Consider the following 21065-nt stretch of genomic DNA (forward strand, 5'->3'; position numbering starts at 1 on the left):
TTGTTTGCCCGGAGAGCTCCAATATCTACTGCCCTGTTCCGTGAACCTGTGACGAGTGTAAAAACCGTGTTAATGTAATTTCCAGAGAAAAGCGCACTACTACCATTTCAACTCATCGAGCGCTACGAGACGGAATATCTATGCTAAGTATCTGGACGGTTGGCACTATTGTTGGTTGTTATCTCCTCGCGCTTTTCGCTTTAGCATTTTGGGGCGATAAGCGTTTACGTGACAACCGGCAACACCCAATATTGTACAGCCTTGGATTGGGCGTGCATTGTACATCTTGGGCATTTTTCGCCACTACCTCTCAAGCAGCACAATATGGCTGGGCAGTTATCCCTACTTATTTAGGGATTATGCTGACTATGGCATTTGCGTTTCCTGTGGTGCTTCATATAAGCAGACTGTGTCAACAACACAACATCAGCTCTTTAGCAGACCTCATCTCACTTAAATACCAGCACTCCCACTTGATTGCCGCGCTTATCACTTTACTGTGTTTTTTCGGTGTAGTGCCCTACATCGCCCTGCAGTTAGACGCCATTACGAAATCAATAAATTTGTTGACTGACGACGCGCATACAAGCACGCCATGGTTAAGTATCTACGTAGCTATCTTGCTCGCATTATTTGCCATTATCTTCGGTACCCGTACACTCAACTTGACCGACAAACACCCCGGTCTGCTACTTACTATAGCGTTTGAATCGGTTATAAAGCTTGTTGCCCTGTGCGCTATAGGTGTTTTCGTTTGCTTCTATCTGTTTGATGGTGTGTTGGATTTGGTGTCTAACGCCGCCTCAAATGCCAGTGCTCGAGAAGTCATTTATGCTGATAGCGCACCCTGGGTTTATGTATCACATGTTGTTTTGGGCGTTTGCTCTATGTTCGTTTTGCCACGACAGTTTCATATGAACTTCGTTGAGCAGAACGGTGAGGGGGAGCTTAGAACAGCAAGGTGGCTATTTCCCCTCTATTTATTTGGCATGACCCTTTTTATTATTCCTATTGCACTTGCAGGAAAAATGCTGCTGCCAGCGGATACGAGCTCTGATGCGTATGTGCTTGCCCTACCTTTATATGCTGAAAATATCGCGCTGTCGTCATTTGCTTTCATAGGAGGTCTTTCTGCAACCACCAGCATGGTGATTGTTGCAACCTTGGCGCTGGGAATAATGATCTCGAACAATGTTGTCACGCCACTTTGGCTAAAAGCGCGACTAAAGACTTCGCCCAACCGTTCAATGCAGCCAAACAAAATACTGTCTATACGTCGTATTACCGTTGTGGTCGTACTTAGCATTGCGCTCTGGTATCACTTGAATATAAGTCAGGCTGCACCTCTGGTTAAAAGCGGGGTGATTGCTATTGCATTATTAGCACAGTGCATGCCTGCACTTATGTTTGGTCTTTACTGGCCGAAAAGCAACAAAGCTGCCGCTATTTGCGCCTTATTGGTAGGGTTCACATGTTGGGCAGCATTCCTCCTCTACCCAAGCTTACTGTCGAGTTATTATTTCAACCCAGCACCCACTGACCAAGCGCTTGGTTTGGGCTTTGCCTTTTCCTTATTGGCTAATTGCCTAACATTCATTACGGTTGCATTGATTACATCAAGACGTGGCATGAAGCCAAATGATACGCTCCTCACAAATCACGACACACCTCGTTTACTGGTAAAAGTGAGGGACTTAATTGCACTCACCGAACGTGTGCTCGAAAGTGCCACGCACTCTCAACTGGTTAAGCAGCTATCAGTTGACGTCAATCGCGCCGCTAGCAGTGGTTATGCCAGTCAGGCGCTTATCGACAGGGTAAATAAGTTGCTTGCTGCACAAGTAGGAGCACCTAGTGCTCGTATATTACTGGGTGCCATAGCAGATACAGGCAGCGATAGCTTTCCAGAACTGGTTGACTGGGTAGAAGAAGCTTCTCAGTCATTTCAGTTTAACCACGAAGTACTTCAATCGTCAGTGCAAAACATTGAGCAAGGCATAAGTGTGCTTGATGACAAACTGCAGCTACTGGCGTGGAACGAACGTTACGTGGAATTATTTGCCTACCCTAAAGGATTTCTAAAAGCGGGCATGCCCATTACCGATATACTTAGCTACAACGCAAACCGAGGGTTGTTTAGCCCCTCATCTATCGAAAAGCGCGTTAGCTACATGCTGGAAGGCACCCGTCATAAACATATTCGCAAACAGCCTGACGGAAAAGTGATTGAACTTAACGGCGCGCCGCTACCTGGTGGCGGCTACGTGACTACCTATAGCGATATCACTGAATACATAGCAATTCAAAAAGAATTAGAAAGTGCAAAAGAAGACTTGGAGGCAAGGGTTGCGCAGCGTACAGCAGAATTAGAAGAAGCCAAACAACACGCTGACAAAGCTAACGAGAGCAAAACGAAATTTCTGGCCGCAGCTGGGCACGACCTCATGCAACCTTTCAACGCCGCAACATTATTTGCCAGCATGCTCAGCAAAAAGACGCAAGGCAGTGAACTGGCCACACTATCTGAAGGCGTGGTGAATTCTTTGGACAATGCTCAGAGCTTACTTTCAATGCTACTTGATATGACGAAATTAGACGCTGGCGTGCTTACCCCTCAAAAGACTGAATTTCCAGTCAGTGATATGTTGTCTTCATTGGTGCAGGAATTTAGTGTCATTGCAAAGGAAAAAGGTATTGAGCTCAGGTATGTACCGACCAAAGTTATGGTGTACTCGGACAAAGTGCTACTGCGACGGGTGCTTCAAAACTTGCTGTCCAACGCAGTCCGCTATACCGCAAAAGGTCGTATTTTGGTGGGCGTGAGACGCACAAGAATCACAAATACCGAGCAGGTTATAAAGCTTTGTGTTTACGATACTGGGCTAGGTATCGCCGACCACCAACAGCATGAAATATTTAGTGAGTTCCACCAGCTAGAGAGCAACAACAAAGGCGAAGGAATTGGATTAGGCCTGACTATTGTAGATAAGATATGTCGGCTACTCGGTCATGAAGTCGGGCTGACTTCATCGCCAAATAAAGGAAGCTGCTTCAGTGTGGCTGTATCTAGAGCATTTCAAAACGAAGCCTCGATACCCTCCGCGCACGTAAGTAACACTAATCATGTTGACTCCCCTTTCAATAAATCGGTATTAACGAAGAACTCAGCAAGTGCGCCAAATAATTCAGTAAGCGTTCAAAAAAGCGCATTAGACAGCCGTTTTCGCCCTGTCTCCTCGCACTCCCATCAAATGCCCTCTTTAGACTCAGCGAATAAAAACAACAATGCATTTTTAAAAGACACCCGTTTTCTACTTGTAGAAAATGACGAGCAAGTGGCAAATGCAATGTGTACCTTACTGAGAGATTGGGGAGGGAGTACAACATTGATAGCGGGCGGAGCAGAAGTGTCGAGCATTTCACAAGAACACTTTGATGTGCTCGTCGCCGATTATCACCTAAATTATGGCGAAACCGGTTTTGACGTTGCAGCGATTCTTTCTGAAAATAACGTGAGTTTTGCCTTAAAGATTTTAGTCACTGCCAACAGAAGTAACGACATAAGAGAGGAAGCGGCGGAGCAACAATTTAGCTACCTGCCAAAACCCTTAAAACCTGCGGCACTTAAGCGACTGCTAAAGCAATCGCTTGTTTAATAGAGAACTCGTGATCGCATTTGTAGTACGGCAATAAATATTTCATCTTCTTTTGGTAGTGGGTTTGCATCAAAATACTTTTTACTTTTGCGCTATCACAGGAATGTAAGGAGATCGATTGAACACGACGAGCTGCATTGTAAAAATGCCTTTTCAAAAAGGAAACAAGGCAAGTACGGGTGACTAACCGCGCACTCCTTCTCAAAAAAATATGAGCTGTCTCGGCTTACTTCTTGTTTTGTACTGTGCTCAACTTAAATGCATTGCATTTTTGAACGCGATACCGGCCTTGGTTCTGTTAATAACACCAAGCTTTCTCAATACTGCAGATACATGCTGTTTAACGGTGGACTCAGAAATGGCCAGTTCGTAAGCAATCTGCTTGTTAAGCAAGCCGTCTGATACCATTCGCAACACTTTAAGTTGGTGAGGGGTAAGTTGCTTTAATCGGTTTGTGAAATCATCTTGGCCAGAGTGGCCATTCGCATTCGATGCAGTGGCATTTGGCATCGTAGCTGATGCATTGTGAACTGAAGGCGGGATCCAAGTTTCACCGTCTAACACCGTATTTACCGCGTCAATAATGCAATCGACCGAAGCTGATTTGGGTATAAAACCGCTTGCGCCTAACGCAAACGATTTTGCCATAACATCAGGCTCTTCTTGTGCGGTAATAACAACAACAAGTACATCAGGATAGAGCGCATGTACCTCAGCAAGGCCATTTAACCCTTCATTGCCTGGCATAGTGAGATCTAAGAAAAGCAGATCGATGTCGTCATTTTCTTCAAGACTAGTGAGCGTATCGGGGAACGTGGAAGTTTCTACAAGTTCGATATGCTCCACACTAGCTAACGCATGGCACATTGCAGCCCTGAACAGAGGATGATCGTCAGCAATCAAGATTTTCACAGACATAATGCTATCAACTTGTAACTACCTTGTTAATCAACATACTACCACGCCGGTAAAAAAAGGTTAATCTTATTGGCGTATCTGTTATTGAGTAAGGCTCCGCACCACGCCCTTCACTGCTCGACATATCCGCCGGCCAACACAATCGAAAGAGGTCGAGCAAACGTGAGCACGCCTAAGCGCAATGGCCTAGGCGTGAAACGTGTTGCTGGTCTTCTTCAGAACATACCGTTTAGAATCGATAACCTACCGTAAGGTGAACTGTACGTGGGTCACCGTAATAACCGATAAGTGTCGTATCGCCACCAAGGCCCGGACCGAAGTTACCTTCATCGTCTTGCGTGACAAAGTCATAACCACCAACCAGATACTCTTCATCGGTCAGGTTTTTGACGTGTAGTCCAGCATACCAGTCGCCTTCAACGCTTTCCCAGCGCGCGCTTAAGTTCACCATACCATAGGCATCTTGCTGAATAAGATCGCTGGTTTCAAAGATAAGATAATCATCGCGATAGTAGTAGTTGGCGTTGAAAGTAATATCCCCAAAACTCGTTTCTAGTAGGTAGTTGGCATTAAGATTAAAGGTATTCTCTGGCGTACTTGCTAGACCAATCAACGGAGGGATTGCATTGTTTTTCTTAATCTCAAAGTCAATATAACCGTAAGCAACGTCAAACTGAAGGTTATCCGTGGCTACCCACGTCATCTCCAACTCGGCGCCTTTCGCGGCCGTTTCTGCAGCATTGCGCAGTCGCTGGTCGAGGGCTGTTGGATCAGACAAATCTCCTTCTACACCAATATACTGACGATCTTTGTGGTCGTAAGAGAACAATGTGATATTCATACGAAGTGCGTCGGTTAAGTCACTCTTCACACCCACTTCGAAGCTGTCAACGACTTCTGGTTCAACACCAGGCTCGTTAGTCTGAGCACGAGGGTTAAACGTGCCCGATTTGAAGCCTTGTGAATAGCTCGCGAAGAACATGGTATCGCGGTCCATTTGATACTCCACGCCCACTCGCGGGGTAAAGCGCGACCAACTCTCTACCGCTGGCGCGTCTAACACTTCATCGCCATCGGTGTCTGTCCCAAGTACTTGAGGCACTAATTGTCCGTCGGGACGCACGTACCCATCAATCCAGTCGGTATAAGGATAAACATTGGCGAATACCAGACCGTTATTTACAAACGCGGTCTTTTCTTCATCGGTGTATCGGGCACCAAGCGAAAGCGATAGCTTATCGGTTACGTCATAGTTCATCTGCGCATAGGCAGCCCAGCTTTCTGAGTTATTACAACCCGTCACTTCCCGCGTCAACCCTGAGGCACCAAGCGATTGACCTAACACACCTAAAATGGCATCAAAATTACCGCAACTCTCACCATCGTAAAAATAGAGCCCTGACACTAAGCTAAACGCGTTCCCGGTATAATTCGCTTGAATCTCGTGAGTATCATTACTGTCGTCATACTCTGCCGGTACATCAAAGATAGGCAGGGGCGTATTGTCAAAATCAATGTTGGTAGGTGAATAGCTCTCTCTATGCGAACCAATATATTTAAGCTCTAAATCATCATTCACTCTGTATCGTGCCAGCCAGTTATAGCCTTCTAACTCGACTTTATTCCATGTAGGTAAGCTGGTGTACGAATCGAAAACCGAATCAGGCACGGGCGCATCAGTTAATATACTTGGGATTAAACGGTAGCCGCCTTTCGCATTTGATGTGTCTTCGGTCTTATCCCATCCAATACGGAAAAACAAATCTTCACTCGGGTGAACTTCTAGCGTTACACGGGCTGCCCAGAGATCTTTGTTATAATTCTCTTTATCTTGATTGGGCAACGCGCTTACCAGATATTCGCCGAAGCCGTCGCGGTTTAAGTTGGCATAACCAACGCCTAGATACACCGTGTCTTCAATCAATGGTATTTGACCTGTCACTTTGATATCACGCTGACTGTAACTACCTACCGTAGCTTCAACGTTCATCTGTGTATCGCCGGTCATTTCTTTCGTAACGTATTTAACCGCGCCACCAATCGTATTCTTTCCGTAAAGCGTCCCCTGCGGGCCACGTAACACCTCAATACGCTGTACGTCTAACAAATCAAGTACGGCTCCTTGTGGGCGAGCAATATAAACATCATCTACATAAATACCCACGCCTGGTTCATAGCCCCAAAGCGGGTCTTGCTGACCCAATCCGCGAATAAATGCCGTCAAGGTGGAGTTGGTACCGCGACTGGTTTGTAGCGTAGTGTTGGGCGAAAACTGCTGCACTTCAGTCAGCACGCTAATCCCTTTTTCGCCAAGTTCAACCGCACCAATAGACGTGATAGCTACCGGCGTTTCCTGTAATGACTCTACAGTTTTTCGCGCTGTCACCTCAATGCGTTCTAATTTTCCTTTTTGCGCTTCGGCATCGGCATCAGCTTGACTATCCTGAGCAAATACTGGCGCTGTGCTTAAAACGCTAGCCACCGCTAGGGCACAAAGGCTGCGAATGGGGAGCTTAACTGAATCGCTTTTGCGTTCTACTGTGCTAACAGAGGCTGAATGTGATTGGTAGGGTAAAACCAAGCCATTTGTGTGTATTGATTGAGACATAGTGAGTCCTTGTTGTTCTAAGTTCTGGTCACTGCCGGATGTATTGCCTACGGTCAAAATCACTTTAGTTAATTAATTGTTAATAGTATGTAGTACCATCGTACTATGGGATTTTGATAAAAGTAACGTCAAACTTTATGTCTGTTATGAACGCTTTTTATCTGATTTGTATACACTTTGTGGTTTTGAGTGTAAGCAAATCTTAAATCGACTTAACTGTTTCGGATCATCTGCGGTCACAGATTTTTTAAGGAATAATAACTATGTTAAGTATGATTGGCTTAGTAGGCGGTCTGTTGTTGCTTATTGTTTTGACAATACGCGGAATGAACCTCTTTATTGCTGCACCTTTGTGTGCGCTTGTAGTTGCCATTACCAATAATATCGGCGTCTTCACCGGCGACGTAAACTTCGTCCAAACCTATATGAGTGGTTTCTCTGGCTTTATCGCCTCTTGGTTTTTCATGTTTTTACTTGGTGCGTTATTCGGTAAATTCATGGAAGACACAGGAGCAGCAGATGCTGTTTCTCGCTGGATTATCACCAAAATTGGTTACAAGCGTGCCGTATTAGCTGTTGTGCTAGCTTGCGCTATTTTGACCTACGGTGGTGTAAGCGTGTTTGTGGTAGCGTTTTCTGTTTACCCTATGGCGGTGAGTTTGTTTAAAGATGCCAACCTACCCCGTCGCTTCATACCAGCATCCATGGCATTTGGGTCGGTAACATTTACTATGACCTCCGCGGGCTCGCCAGAAATCCAAAACTGGATCCCTATAAAGTATTTAGGCACCTCCCCTTTTGCTGCGTGGGAAGTTAGCCTTGTCGTCGCCATATTCATGGCATGCTTCGGGTACTGGTGGCTTGCTAAGATGATCAGAAAAGCCGTTAATAACGGCGAGGTGTTTGAAGCCAGAGCAAGCGACCCTGAAGTGCGAGACAGAGCGCTACCCCACCCGCTTACCGGAATTGTGCCGTTAGTCGTGGTGTTAGTCATTTCGTTTCTATTCCATGAAGAACTCGCTCAGCTTGCGCTTATTCTGGCGTTAGGCGGCGGCGTACTGTGTTTGCTGGCTATTAACTACAAACATTTTCACAGTTTACCGGTTGCCATAAATGCGGGTACCACCGGCGCATTGATCGCCATAGGTAACACCGCAGCTGTTGTAGGTTTTGGCTCTATAGCAAAAAACACCGAAGCGTTTCAAACAACAGTAGCGCTTATGACCCAAATTCCTGGTAACGAGCTTATTGGTGCCGCCATTGCCGTAAGCGTGATTGCAGGGTTAACAGGAAGTGCATCTGGCGGACAAGCCATTGCCTTACCCTTGGTGGCTCCGCATTACCTTGACCAAGGCGTAGAGCCAGAACAGCTACATAGAATTGTGTCTATATCATCAGGCGCACTAGATTCGTTACCTCACAATGGCTATGTGGTTACTACCATACGCGCCATTTGTAACGAAACCCATCAGGCTGCCTACTGGGCGGTTGGTGCGCTAACTGTTGTGGTGCCAGTTATTGGCCTTGCCATGGCCATTGGCCTGTTTAGCATTATGTAGCATTAGTCAAAGCCAACGATATGGCCTAAGGCCGCACGATATATAAGTCACTCTAGCAAAACATTGCCATCTAAAAATGCGGCCAGAGAAAGGGATAAGAAAGTATGAATTGGAAAAAGACGCTTGCTTCCACGTTAGTGTGGAGTCAGAGCAAAGGCATCAATAAGCTATTGAAACAGCTCAGCTCACAACGAGTGCAGGAACAGTTAGCATTAGCAAATTTGGTTGAGGTGTATTTAGTTAAAAAGCAGCGCTCCTTGGTGGGATTATTTGCCACACTAATGTTGACTTTACATTGCCAGGGCATTGCTGGCGAATCCGACGATACATCGCCATTGCTCAGTTCTTCAAAAGCACCTACTTCTGAGCCCGTTTCTTACTTGCCAAGCGCTTCGCTGATGGTAGAAAAACGCGTTTTTGAAATGCCTCATTTCACAACCTTTGGTGGTAAACAAATTAAAAACGTAAAAGTTGGCTGGGAGGCGTACGGAACACTAAATGATGCTAAGAGTAACGTTATACTGATTACCCACTATTTTTCTGGATCTTCTCATGCCGCTGGAAAGTACGATGAAAACGATCCAGCGCCAGGCTACTGGGATAGTATTATCGGCCCCGGCAAGGCGATTGATACAGACCGCTTTTATGTAATAAGCGTTGATACGCTGGCCAATCTAAATGCTTACGACCCGCACGTTATTACAACCGGTCCTACGTCAATAAATCCAGATACAGGCAAACCCTATGGCTTAGACTTTCCCGTCGTGACAATACGTGACTTTGTCAATGTTCAAAAAGCACTTCTCGAAAGTTTAGGTATTAGCAAACTGTATGCGGTTATTGGGCCTTCTATGGGCTCTATGCAGGCCATCGATTGGGCGAGCGCTTACCCAGACTGGGTTGAACGTATGATTTCAGTTATCGGCGCAGGTCAAAGCGATGCATGGACTACCGCGGCATTGGAACACTGGGCAACGCCAATCACTTTAGATAAAAACTGGAACAACGGCGCTTATTCCAAAGAGCAAGCGCCCCTTAATGGCTTAGCTGCCTCGCTCATGTTAATTACGCAAAATGCCCTTACCCCTTCCTTTTTTAACCAAACCGGCAACACGTTAGGATATAAAAATGTTGAGTCGGCGCCGCTTAATGACATACGTCAATCACACAGTATTGTGAACTGGCTGCGTGAGCGAGCAAAGACCCGGGCAAAATCCATGGACGCAAACCACCTTTTATACTTGGTTCGAGCTTGCCAGCTCTTCGTTACTGGGCATCAAGGTAATCTTGAGCAAGGGCTGGCGTCGATAAAGGCGAAAACGCTGTTTATTCCAGCCCAAACTGATTTGCTTCTTATGCCCTACTTATCGCAAAGTGCACACCAAGGTTTAACTTCAATGAATAACGACAGCACATTGGTTACGCTAAATGGCAAATTAGGTCATTTGGAAGGCGTGACGAATGTATCCGCTCAGGCTCAGGCTATTCGCCAATTTTTAGAAAATGATAAGGCAGCAATGCAATGATGAAATCTACCCCCTTTTTACGCCACGCGCTTTGTCTGTCTGTATTAAGCGCACTTGCCGTTAGTGTACCGGTATTCGGTAACGAGTCATCGGCGCAAGACGCGCTCCCTTCACTCACCATTGATTTAAAGAACGTTACCGTATCTGGCTTATCGTCAGGCGGTTACATGGCAACACAATTTCAATTAGCACACAGCGACTGGGTAAAAGGCGTTGGCGTTATTGCTGGTGGCCCGTATTTCTGTGCACAAGGTGATATAACCACTGCCCTGGCACAGTGCGTGAACAAGGTAGAGGGAGAAATTAACCTTGAAGCGCTGAATGAAAAAGCCAAACAGTATGAAACTGAAGGAAAAATTGCGTCGCTTTCCAATATGAAAGACGCAAAAGTCTGGCTCTTTCACGGTACGCAAGACACCAGAGTGATTGCACCAGTGAGCGATTTATTATTTGAGCAATACAAACTGTGGACAGACACACAAAATATTGCCTATATCAATGACAAACCGATGGCTCACCTTTTTCCCACCAAAAACAATGGGGTTAACTGCATGAAATCAGAGAGCCCCTTCATTGGAAACTGCGATTACGATGCAGCAGGTGCCATGCTCTCTCATCTTGTTGAAGATGTTTCGACACCCGACGAGTCACTGTCAGGGCAAATTCATTCAATTGATCAGCAAAAAATAGCGGGTGACGATGCCAAAACATTAGCAAGTGAAGGCTTTGTGTATGTGCCTGAAAGCTGTGCACAAGGCGAGCCATGCAGAGCCCATATTAGTTTCCACGGCTGTAACCAGTATGCCGATGCCGTAGGCGATACCTACACTACCCAAACAGGGCTGAATGAATGGGCTGATGACAACCATATTGTTGTGCTTTATCCGCAAACTAAGAAGTCGTTATTCATGCCGTTAAATCCACAAGGCTGTTGGGATTGGTGGGGCTATGCCTCTGGCAATTACGCCAACAGAAACGGCGCACAAATAAACGCAGTAAAACAGCTGCTGTTTTCATTAAATAGTGCACCTTCACTAAATGAATCCAACGGAAGTAACAATGACTAAGCGCACAATATTTATCACGGGTGGAGCAAGCGGCATTGGCTTTGGCATTGCTGAGTCAATGATGAAACAAGGGCACCATGTGATCATCGCCGACATAAACGAACAGGCAGCAAAAGAGGCTGTGACTCGACTTGCGCATTTAGACGGTTCGGCCAGCGCAGTAGCGGTAGACGTATGCAATGCAGAACAAGTCGCAGCGCTACCTGAGGTACTAGGGAAACATACCGTTGATGTGCTTATAAACAATGCCGGTATTCAGCACGTTTCGCGCATCGAGGACTTCCCTGCAGATAAGTGGCAGCAGCTTATAAATATTATGCTTGTTGGCCCTGCTCTTTTAACCCAAGCGTTTTTACCTGCCATGCGTAAGCAAAATTACGGGCGCATTATCAATGTAGGATCTATTCACTCGTTGGTAGCCTCGCCCTATAAGTCTGCTTATGTAGCGGCGAAGCATGGGCTGTTAGGGTTCGCAAAAACTATCGCGCTTGAAACAGGAGATTGCGATGTAACTATCAATACCCTTTGCCCCGCCTATGTGAAAACACCATTGGTGGAGAAACAAATTGCAGCACAGGCAAAAGAAAATAACCTTACCGAGGAAGAGGTAATAACAAAAATAATGTTAGAGCCCATGCCTAAAAAGCAATTTGTTAGCGTTGAAGAACTTGCAGATACCGCAAGCTTCTTGATGTCGCCCAGTGCTCGCAATATAACAGGGCAAACTATGGTGCTTGATGGGGGCTGGACGGCTCGATAACCCGCAAGCGATTTAACGCTTAGTTTTTTAAAGAATATTTCTTTTCACATAAAAAAGACTGCAATGAGCAGTCTTTTTTTCGTTTAATGTTTTCGCAAAAGCGTTATTCCCAAAGAGATACGTAGATGGCAACCATTTCTTCAATGGTAGGGATGCGTGGATTATTACCGGGTGAGCCTGATGCCAAAGCTTGTTCTGCCATTGTTGAAGTCGCTGCAAAAAATGCCTCTTTATCAATACCGAAATCGGCAGGCGTAGGCACCTGCAAATCTGCATTGAGCGCTTTTAGTTCGTTGATAAGCTTTTGATTCGCCACCTCATCTGAGTCACTTTGCGTAGCAACACCCATGGCGCGAGCACATTGTGCATAACGCACTGATGCACTAGGAATAGAAAAGGCGGTAACCGCGGGCAACAACATGGCATTCGACAATCCGTGAGGCACATGGAACGCTGCACCGATAGGCCGGCTCATTCCGTGAACAAGGGCCACTGAGGCGTTTGAAAAGGCAATACCTGCGAGGGTTGAGCCCAGCATCATTGATTCTCTCGCCGTTTCATTTGTTGGGTCTGCAAATACAGTGCGTAGATTAGGCGCAATTAACGCCATGGCTGATAACGCCTGTGCATCACTGTAAAGATTGGCTTTGCGGCTAACAAACGCTTCAATAGCGTGAGTAAGCGCATCAATGCCTGTATCGGCTGTTACGCGGGCAGGCAAACTTTGCGTTAATGAATAATCGACCAAGGCTGCCGTTGGCATAAACCCTAAACCAACACACAGCATTTTTTCTGTGGTATCTTCGTCGGTGATAATGGTAAATCGCGTTGCTTCTGAGCCCGTTCCCGCTGTTGTGGGAATAGCAATGATCGGCAGTCCCGCTTCATCTACAACCCGCGGGAATTTGTAGTCTCGCATTTCGCCGCCGTACTTACCCAAAATAGCGATGGCTTTTGCGCTATCGATGGGGCTTCCACCACCTAAAGCAATGATGCTGTCATAAGCGTGGGTTTTGAACGCATCCACACCGCGATAAATAGACCTCACCGTGGGCTCTGGCACCGTATCTGAAAATACATCGGCGCTTATTCCTGCCTCTTCCAGCACCTGTACTATGGCAGCACTATATCCCAACTCAACCATTACCTTATCGGTAACCAGTAAAGGTTTATGGCAGTTGAGTCCTTTTAGCGTTTCAGCAACCCGCTGACTCGCCCCTTTCCCTATGTGCATCACTCTTGGCAGAATAATTTGATGAGACATGTTTCCCTCGCTGCGAATTCTTTTCATCAGCATACCTAGTACAACGCCCAAAGCAATGACAATGTAAAAATAATGTTACCGCCCCACTACCTCTCCAGCTTTCCTCCAAATACATACAAATGCGTGGTTGTTTCCATTGCCAAGAGTTAATGGTTAATTATTAACATCACCGTACGTGAAATGAGTGATAAACTGATTAGAACTTTTCTGTGGACTACGATTATGAAGAAACTCGGTATGATTTCGTTGCTTATAGCAATTATCGCTATAGCGATATGGCAATGGCCGAAACCTGACGCTCCTTTACTTTCATCAAACAACGTCATGCCCGCCATGGAGAATTTGCCCGACAATTTCTTTGACACACAAGTAAACCCAGTACTAACGCAGCGCTGTGTTGTCTGCCACGCCTGTTACGATGCGCCATGCCAACTAAAGATGTCATCTCCAGAGGGTATAGCCAGAGGTGCCAACAAAGAAAAAGTCTATGAAGGGACACGACTCACCGCTGCCCAACCCAATAGAATGTTTCTCGACGCCCACAACGTAGACGCATGGCGAGAGCGTGGCTTTTTCGACGTGCTCGAATCGAAGGAAAAACCTAACGCTTCGCCGACCCAATCTTCGGTGCTAGCGCAAATGCTTTTGTTAAAAAAACAGCACCCTTTGCCCAACACCGCTCATTTAGGTGACAATTTCGATATAAGCTTAAATCGACAAAACCAATGCCCTACGATAGATGAAGTGGGCGAATATATAGCTGACCAGACCCTGGGAGGCATGCCCTACGCACTGCCAGCCCTGTCGGATGCAGAGCACAATACACTCATTCAGTGGTTAAACCATGGTGCGCCGTTACCTTTACCCAAAGCGCTCTCACAAGAACTGAATGAGAACATAACTGATTTGGAAGTATGGCTTAATGGGGATAGCAACAAGATGCAGCTTTCCGCACGCTATATTTACGAACACTTGTTTACGTCTCACCTCTATTTCGAAGATATTTCAGAAAAAGGTAAAACGCCTCAGTTTTTTAATCTAGTGCGCTCGCGTACACCACCCGGACAAGCGTTAGATATTATTGCTACTCGCAGACCCTTCGACGACCCGGAGGTCGAGCGCGTTTACTATCGTCTACAGCCAGTGCATTCAACTATTGTGAGTAAAACACATCAAGCTTACGCCATTAATAAAACACTGATGGACAAATGGCAATCGTGGTTTGTCGACGCAGATTTTTCTGTAGAAACATTGCCATCATACAAACCCCAAGTGGCGGCCAATCCATTAACGGCCTTTACCTTATTGCCAGTAGAAAGTCGTTATCGATTTATGCTTGAGCGCGCGCAAAACACCATTATGGGTTATATCAAAGGTCCCGTGTGCAGAGGACAAGTCGCGCTTAACGTCATTAACGATCGATTCTGGGTGTTCTTTGTCGCCCCAGACATTGCAGCCTCTGAAAAAGTGAATGCTTTTTACGCTTCTCAAAAAGAAAACCTTCACCTTCCCGCTGAAAAAGATAGCTCAGCCCTTGCGGTAAACTGGGTTAAATACGCAAAGCGCCAAGGCGAATATATGCGTGCAAGAACAGCCTTTTTGAACAATGAATTCAAAAATGAAGAGCATTTGAGTGTGTCGAGTATATGGGATGGCGACGGCGATAATACCAATGCCAGCTTAACCGTATTTCGTCATTTCGATAATGCCACAGTTGTTAAAGGGATGGTTGGCCAGCCCACTAAAACAGCATGGGTGATTGACTATGCCTTGTTAGAGCGCATTCACTATTTACTTGTGGCTGGCTTTGATGTTTACGGCAATTATGGCCATCAGTTATTGACCCGATTGTATATGGATTTCTTGCGCATGGAAGGTGAATCGAACTTCCTTAATCTACTTCCTCCAACTACCCGCCATGACCTTCTTGACGATTGGTATCAAAACGCAAGCCCTGAACTTACCGATTATTTGGAAGGTGATATCAACAGTTTCGAACAGCCTTCTGGCATAGCGTTCGAAACAGATAATCCTCAACAAGAACTTTATCAATTGTTATCGCAATACTTGGCTAAAGTTCAACCTAATGCCTCGACCTACAATAAACGTTTGCTATCAGCTGAACAGTTCGAAGCATTAAAGCGCTTAGATTCGATTCCTGCTCAACAAGCGACGTTGATGCCTGAAACTACCATGATTGTGATTCAAGACGACAAGAATCCAGACAACATTGATGTATTCACTGCCCTTAGAAATAGCGCGCATTACAATGTAAATAGCCTATTTGAAGAAGAGGAAAACCGGGAGCCTTCTAAAGATTCAATCACGCTAGTTCATGGTTTGTTGGGCAGTTACCCTGACGCATTCTGGTATATTAATGCCTCAGAAATAACGTCTTCGATTGAGAAGCTTAAATCCATTAAAAGCGAAGCCGATTACAAAGCCTTGCTCGACGATGTTGGCATGCGCCGAACCAACCCTAACTTTTGGGCGTTTAGTGATAAATTAATGCAATGGTCTAGCGAGCGCTATCCTATTGAAGGCGGTCTTCTCGACTATAATCGGTTAGAAGATCGCTAAACCTTGCGCTGTGTGCCGTTTAACGCTTTTCTTTTGCAAAAAACCTGTGCTAATGTCCAACCATTGGAAATGAAAGGACATTAGCATTCCATGCCCTATCAAACCGTTGCTTTAATTGGAAAACCTCAGCACGCTGCAACCCATGACAGCCTGAACATTCTTGCCGAATATTTATTGGCAAAAGGCTGTAAATTATTGGTTGAGGAAAGTATTGCTGAAGAACTTGAAACCGAAAACTTCAAAAGCTGTAACCTTGTCACTATTGGCAAAGAGGCTGACCTTGCCGTTGTGGTAGGCGGTGACGGCAGCATGCTTGGTGCAGCACGTGTGCTCGCTCGCTTTGACATTCACGTTGTCGGTGTGAACCGCGGAAATCTCGGCTTTTTAACTGATATCCACCCCGATGATATTGTTCAACAACTTGACCTTATCTTTAACGGTGAATGCGTAGTAGAAGAGCGCTTCTTACTAGAAGTAGAAGTTTATCGACACGAAAAGCTTAAAAGTAACAACTCTGCTGTAAACGAAGTGGTGCTTCACCACGGAAAAGTTGCCCATATGATGGAATTTGAAATTTACATCGATGAGCAATTTGTATTCAGTCAGCGCAGCGACGGATTAATAGTAGCCACACCTACAGGTTCAACGGCTTACTCTTTATCAGCGGGCGGCCCTATTATTATGCCCAAGCTAGATGCACTTACGTTGGTACCCATGTTTCCTCACACACTGAGCAGCCGTCCAATTGTTGTTGATGCTGACAGTCAGGTATCGATGAAAGTATCAAAGGTTAATAGTGACTCGCTACAAGTGAGTTGCGATAGCCATATTGTTCTGCCGGTGCTACCTGGCGATGAAATTCGAATAAACAAAAGCGTAGACAAACTCCATCTTGTTCACCCTAAGGGCTACAGCTACTTCAATGTACTTCGTAAAAAGTTAGGTTGGGGTAGTAAGCTTTACTAACCTCCCTGCTCCATTTAGTTGATTCCATGTGCATTTATTACATAAGCCTGTAGCATTTTCTTGATTGCTACAGGCTTGAAAAATAAAGATTTTTTAATCTTCTCTAATTTCCTTAACGAAAACCAAGACTTATAGAAATATAAGTTTTCGGCATACCTGTTGCACCTATTACAACAAGTCGTCAGCACAAGGTCTTTGTTATTTGGCCTAAATGATGTTTCGCATCCCGCTGACTTATTTGCATTCAATAGGAGATATCATGAGTAACACCAATATCAAATTTACAGCCCCTGGAATGGATAACGATGAAGCTGCCAAAACAATCAAGGTATTGGATCAGCGATTGGTTGCACTATTAGATTTACAGTTAACGTTGAAGCACATTCATTGGAATGTAGTAGGACCAAATTTTATCGGTGTGCATGAAATGTTGGACCCGCAGGTAGATGCGGTACGCGAAATGACCGACACAATTGCAGAGCGAATTGCCACGTTAGGTGGCGTACCGAAAGGTACACCAAAAGCCATTGTTGAAGGTCGCAGCTGGAGCGATTATGAATTGGGTAAAGGTTTAGTACTTGACCACCTTAAGGCGCTGGATGCCGTATATGACGGTGTAAATGGTGACCATAGAAAAGCGTTAGAGCTTTTAGGTGAAATTGACCCAGTATCGGAAGATATGATTACCGGCCAACTTGCAGATTTAGAACAGTTCCAGTGGTTTGTGCGCGCGCACATTGAGTCTGGCAGCGGTGAGCTACAGCAATAATGTATAATTGCTGGTAAACCACATAGTCATTCGGACTACCTGCTATTTAATTGAAATTGAATTTTAAGGAGAGCTTACGCTCTCCTTTTTGCTATCAGGTTCTCTACTGCGTTGTGGAATTGTTTACCGCTTGCTTTTGAGTTATTCAGCTACTTAGCATTGAGCTAATTTACTACTGTATAACCACTGTAACGAACGCATCTAGCGCAGCCTATTATTAATGGGTTACTCATAACCACTCCTTTTTAAACGCTCTATACAATATTGATTTCTTTAAACTTTTCACAATCCACTTTAATTTTTAAGTAAAATATTTACGACTTAACTTTACACAGAAAAAATACTGTATATATTATCAGTTACTGTATGTATCATCATGTTCAACTTTTTTCGAGTGTGGTTATGTTAGCGCATCTTTCTATTTCAAATTTTGCTGTTGTAAAACAATTATCGGTTCAACTGGAAAACGGGTTGACTGCTATAACCGGCGAAACCGGTGCTGGTAAATCCATCGCCATTGATGCTTTAAGTTTGTGCTTAGGCGAGCGCGCCGACGCAAATGCGGTGCGAAAAGGCAGCGCAAAAGCGGAGATCATTGCTCACTTTTCTCTAAACGGCAATGTATTAGCTAAAGCCTTCCTCGATGAACATGAGCTCACCTCAGATGAAGATGAGAATAGCTGCTTTATTCGCAGAGTTATTTCAAAGGAAGGCCGTTCAAAAGCTTTTATCAACGGTATTCCCGCCTCACTTCAGCAGTTAAAAGGCTTAGGCCAGTTTTTGTTGGCCATTCACGGTCAAAATACTCACCTACAGTTGCTGAAAGAAGACCATCAGAGGGAATTAGTCGATGGTTACGCTAAGCACAACGACATATTAGTGCAGGTTAGAGAAACCTACTCTCTTTGGCGTGATAAGCAGCGCACGTTAAAGGCGCTTCAAGAACAAGCCCAGCAGCGCGAAGACAGAATTCAGCTGTTAACTTATCAGGTTCAAGAACTTGATGAATTCGCCATTGAAGAGGGTGAATTTGAAGAGTTAGAAATAGAGCACAAACGCCTGAGTAACGGGCAAAGCCTTTTAGAGCAAGCACAGACTAGCGTATACAATTTATATGAAAGCGATGAAGGCAACGCACTGTCAGTTATACAAAGCAGTATTGAACGTTTAGGCGAATTAGAGGCGCACGACGCTAGTTTAACGCCAATCATTGCAATGCTTAATGATGCAGCAATTCAAGTAGAAGAAGCGGCAGGAGAGCTACGTAGCTACTGCGATCACTTAGAGATCGACCCACTTCGCTTACAGCAAGTTGAGGCGCGCTATGCGAAGGCGATGGAACTTGCCCGTAAACATACTGTGATGCCAGAGGGACTTTATCAGCATCACCAAGAGCTAGCCGCCGAATTCAATGCTTTATCGGAACAGGAAACACTGTTAGGTACGCTTGAAGGCGAAGTAGAAGAAGCACGAGCAACGTATTTAACCGCGACCAAAGCGCTTTCTGAGAGCAGGCAACGTGCTGCTGGTAAGCTAAGCGAAGATATTGAAGTGCAAATTCGCCAAATGAATATGCCCCACGCAAAAGTGGATATTCAGATTCAATACGACGAACTTAAGAAGCCGGTGAGCACAGGTCTAGATACCGTAGAATTTAAAGTGTCTACCAACCCTGGTCAAGATGCAGACAAATTAGAAAAAGTCGTATCAGGTGGTGAACTTTCTCGTATAGGACTGGCTATTCAGGTTATCGCGAGCGGCCATCACGCTGCCCCTACTATGATTTTCGATGAAGTCGATACGGGCATTAGCGGCCCAACAGCATCAATCGTTGGCGGGCTTTTACGTAAATTAGGTAAACAATCGCAAGTAATGTGTGTTACCCATCTACCTCAAGTAGCGGCACAGGCACATAACCAATTGTTTGTTACCAAGCTTACCGACGGGGAAAGTACTGAAACCCAGATGTTGGCGTTGACGAAGCAAGACAGGATCGATGAGCTTGCAAGACTATTAGCCGGTGATAAAGTAACCAAATCGGCGCTAGCGAATGCAAAAGAACTGCTTAAAAGCGCAGCATCGAACTAAAATGCAGTTGATTGGTCATAGTTGTCAATGTAGCATGCCTTCGCGCTTGCAATAAAACAGTCTCGAAATTCGCTTTAGCGAAGTTCATTGACACTAACAAAGGCAATACTGGACAAATTAACGCATGAAGTTGCAACACCTATTAGTAATTCTTGGTATCACACTAACATCAACCGCTTGCTCGAACTGGATTTATCGAATCGACGTTCCTCAAGGAAACTTCCTTGATCAAAGAGATGTGGAAAAGCTGCGCGTTGGAATGACAAAAGAACAAGTTATTTATGTACTAGGTAACCCTGTTGTTCAAGACTCATTCGACGATGACACTTGGTACTACGTTTACGATATGAAGCGCGGTATGAAAAAGCGTGGTGAAGATTTTCAAAAGCAAATGGTGATTAACTTTGTAGACAACAAAGTGACAACGGTTGAAGGTGACTTCGAGTTATCTGAAGACTTCAATACACCGCTTGATAACTAATTTTGTTTAAAAGGTAGCGTTTCTCGCTACCTTTTTTGTTTCTAATACCCTTCATAAAAACGTCTGTTTTTTTAGAGATATATCGCTTACTTACTTGAGGTTTATATGGAACATAGTTTTTGGCACAGTAAATGGCAAAAGAACGAGATTGGATTTCACGAACCTGAAGGGAATGCACTTCTGGTAAAGTATGCGTCTTTTCTGTTTGGCGACGATAGTCCTAGCACATCTTTAAAGCGCATTTTTGTACCACTATGTGGAAAGACCCGAGATATTGGTTGGTTACTCTCCAAGGGTTGTGAAGTGGTTGGTGCTGAGCTAAGCGAAGTGGCTATTATACAGCTGTTTGAAGAGCTAGGTGTAGAGCCTACTGTTACCACTACTTCCAATGGTAAAATTTACGCTAAAGACGGTTTAACCATTTACGTAGGTGATATCTTTAAACTTACATCAAGCGACTTAGGTGACGTTACGGGCATTTATGATAGAGCCGCTTTAGTCGCGCTGCCTAGCCCGCTTCGCGAGCAATATGCTGCGCATTTAATGGCCATTACTCAATGCGCCCCCCAGCTAATCATTTCTTTCGAGTATGACCAGAATGAAATGGCCGGCCCTCCCTTTAGCGTAAACGAAAAAAACGTCGACGCTCTTTATTCAGCGGACTACAACATTCAAAGGTTAGAGCGCTCGGTGCTTGAAGGCGGTTTGAAAGGCAAAGTAGACGCTGATAATTTGGTATTTGCACTAACGGCGAAGTAGACTTTTTTAAGATTTGTTGCCAATAGAAAGCGTTGAAATGGTTGCTTTATAGTTTGCGTTTTAG

General features: G+C 45.0%; 14 protein-coding genes. 11 read left to right on the top strand and 3 right to left on the bottom strand.

The features are described 5' to 3' along the window. The first annotated feature begins 140 nt into the window (after window positions 1-140). Window positions 141-3656 carry a PAS-domain containing protein gene (locus MHN09_RS08990; RefSeq protein ID WP_239240275.1) on the top strand — a complete coding sequence of 1172 codons (3516 nt, stop codon included), beginning with the start codon at window positions 141-143 and terminating at the stop codon, window positions 3654-3656. A gap of 249 nt (window positions 3657-3905) precedes the next feature. Here MHN09_RS08990 and MHN09_RS08995 read toward each other — a convergent pair whose 3' ends face one another. Both MHN09_RS08995 and MHN09_RS09000 read right to left on the bottom strand, forming a co-directional pair. After that, window positions 3906-4574 (bottom strand): response regulator transcription factor, encoded by a 669-nt coding sequence (locus MHN09_RS08995; protein WP_014948967.1) that lies wholly within the window; start codon window positions 4572-4574, stop codon window positions 3906-3908. A gap of 229 nt (window positions 4575-4803) precedes the next feature. Continuing rightward, window positions 4804-7182: a TonB-dependent receptor gene (locus MHN09_RS09000; protein ID WP_014948966.1), complete on the bottom strand. Its 2379-nt coding sequence runs from the start codon at window positions 7180-7182 to the stop codon at window positions 4804-4806. A 263-nt stretch (window positions 7183-7445) separates the two neighbouring features. Here MHN09_RS09000 and MHN09_RS09005 point away from each other — a divergent pair, with 263 nt between their 5' ends. From MHN09_RS09005 to MHN09_RS09020, 4 genes are all read left to right on the top strand, one after another. Further along, entirely contained in the window at window positions 7446-8741 is a 1296-nt protein-coding gene (locus tag MHN09_RS09005) for an SLC13 family permease (protein WP_239240278.1), read from the top strand. Window positions 8742-8845: 104 nt separating this feature from the next. Further along, a complete protein-coding gene (locus MHN09_RS09010) occupies window positions 8846-10267 on the top strand; it encodes a homoserine O-acetyltransferase (RefSeq protein WP_239240281.1) in 1422 nt (473 codons plus the stop codon). Next, window positions 10264-11334: a PHB depolymerase family esterase gene (locus MHN09_RS09015; RefSeq protein ID WP_239240284.1), complete on the top strand. Its 1071-nt coding sequence runs from the start codon at window positions 10264-10266 to the stop codon at window positions 11332-11334. The genes MHN09_RS09010 and MHN09_RS09015 overlap by 4 nt, the downstream gene beginning before the upstream one ends. Beyond that, entirely contained in the window at window positions 11327-12094 is a 768-nt protein-coding gene (locus MHN09_RS09020; protein ID WP_039225604.1) for a 3-hydroxybutyrate dehydrogenase, read from the top strand. Before MHN09_RS09015 ends, MHN09_RS09020 begins: the two co-directional genes overlap by 8 nt. A 103-nt stretch (window positions 12095-12197) precedes the next feature. On the opposite strand, the gene MHN09_RS09025 is transcribed toward MHN09_RS09020, so the two are convergent. Beyond that, a complete protein-coding gene (locus tag MHN09_RS09025; RefSeq protein ID WP_239240287.1) occupies window positions 12198-13358 on the bottom strand; it encodes an iron-containing alcohol dehydrogenase in 1161 nt (386 codons plus the stop codon). 237 nt (window positions 13359-13595) lie between these two features. On the opposite strand from MHN09_RS09025, the gene MHN09_RS09030 reads away from it, so the two are divergent. From MHN09_RS09030 to tmpT, 6 genes are all read left to right on the top strand, one after another. Then, the gene (locus MHN09_RS09030; RefSeq protein ID WP_239240315.1) at window positions 13596-15938 is read left to right on the top strand and encodes a fatty acid cis/trans isomerase; all 2343 of its coding nucleotides are present in this window, start codon (window positions 13596-13598) and stop codon (window positions 15936-15938) included. Window positions 15939-16028: 90 nt separating this feature from the next. Continuing rightward, window positions 16029-16904, top strand: a complete 876-nt coding sequence (gene nadK, locus MHN09_RS09035) for an NAD(+) kinase (protein ID WP_014948959.1) — start codon at window positions 16029-16031, stop codon at window positions 16902-16904. Window positions 16905-17163: 259 nt separating this feature from the next. Then, entirely contained in the window at window positions 17164-17673 is a 510-nt protein-coding gene (dps, locus tag MHN09_RS09040) for a DNA starvation/stationary phase protection protein Dps (protein WP_239240290.1), read from the top strand. Between the two features lie 402 nt (window positions 17674-18075). After that, complete coding sequence (gene recN / locus MHN09_RS09045; RefSeq protein WP_239240293.1) at window positions 18076-19761, top strand: DNA repair protein RecN; 1686 nt, start codon at window positions 18076-18078, stop codon at window positions 19759-19761. 124 nt (window positions 19762-19885) lie between these two features. Continuing rightward, window positions 19886-20242: an outer membrane protein assembly factor BamE gene (gene bamE / locus MHN09_RS09050; RefSeq protein ID WP_012517879.1), complete on the top strand. Its 357-nt coding sequence runs from the start codon at window positions 19886-19888 to the stop codon at window positions 20240-20242. Between the two features lie 105 nt (window positions 20243-20347). Continuing rightward, entirely contained in the window at window positions 20348-21001 is a 654-nt protein-coding gene (tmpT, locus tag MHN09_RS09055; protein WP_239240296.1) for a thiopurine S-methyltransferase, read from the top strand. Window positions 21002-21065 lie beyond the last annotated feature (64 nt).

The organism is Alteromonas sp. MmMcT2-5 (assembly GCF_022348315.1).
Taxonomy (GTDB): Bacteria; Pseudomonadota; Gammaproteobacteria; order Enterobacterales; family Alteromonadaceae; genus Alteromonas; species Alteromonas macleodii.

Bases quoted from the DNA above. Each gene is read 5' to 3' on its own strand.
- MHN09_RS08990 (WP_239240275.1), top strand. From the start codon at position 141: ATGCTAAGTATCTGGACGGTTGGCACTATTGTTGGTTGTTATCTCCTC.
- recN (WP_239240293.1), top strand. From the start codon at position 18,076: ATGTTAGCGCATCTTTCTATTTCAAATTTTGCTGTTGTAAAACAATTA.
- MHN09_RS09000 (WP_014948966.1), bottom strand. From the start codon at position 7,182: ATGTCTCAATCAATACACACAAATGGCTTGGTTTTACCCTACCAATCA.
- MHN09_RS09005 (WP_239240278.1), top strand. From the start codon at position 7,446: ATGTTAAGTATGATTGGCTTAGTAGGCGGTCTGTTGTTGCTTATTGTT.
- MHN09_RS09020 (WP_039225604.1), top strand. From the start codon at position 11,327: ATGACTAAGCGCACAATATTTATCACGGGTGGAGCAAGCGGCATTGGC.
- bamE (WP_012517879.1), top strand. From the start codon at position 19,886: ATGAAGTTGCAACACCTATTAGTAATTCTTGGTATCACACTAACATCA.
- MHN09_RS09010 (WP_239240281.1), top strand. From the start codon at position 8,846: ATGAATTGGAAAAAGACGCTTGCTTCCACGTTAGTGTGGAGTCAGAGC.
- MHN09_RS09030 (WP_239240315.1), top strand. From the start codon at position 13,596: ATGATTTCGTTGCTTATAGCAATTATCGCTATAGCGATATGGCAATGG.
- MHN09_RS09015 (WP_239240284.1), top strand. From the start codon at position 10,264: ATGATGAAATCTACCCCCTTTTTACGCCACGCGCTTTGTCTGTCTGTA.
- dps (WP_239240290.1), top strand. From the start codon at position 17,164: ATGAGTAACACCAATATCAAATTTACAGCCCCTGGAATGGATAACGAT.
- nadK (WP_014948959.1), top strand. From the start codon at position 16,029: ATGCCCTATCAAACCGTTGCTTTAATTGGAAAACCTCAGCACGCTGCA.
- tmpT (WP_239240296.1), top strand. From the start codon at position 20,348: ATGGAACATAGTTTTTGGCACAGTAAATGGCAAAAGAACGAGATTGGA.
- MHN09_RS08995 (WP_014948967.1), bottom strand. From the start codon at position 4,574: ATGTCTGTGAAAATCTTGATTGCTGACGATCATCCTCTGTTCAGGGCT.
- MHN09_RS09025 (WP_239240287.1), bottom strand. From the start codon at position 13,358: ATGTCTCATCAAATTATTCTGCCAAGAGTGATGCACATAGGGAAAGGG.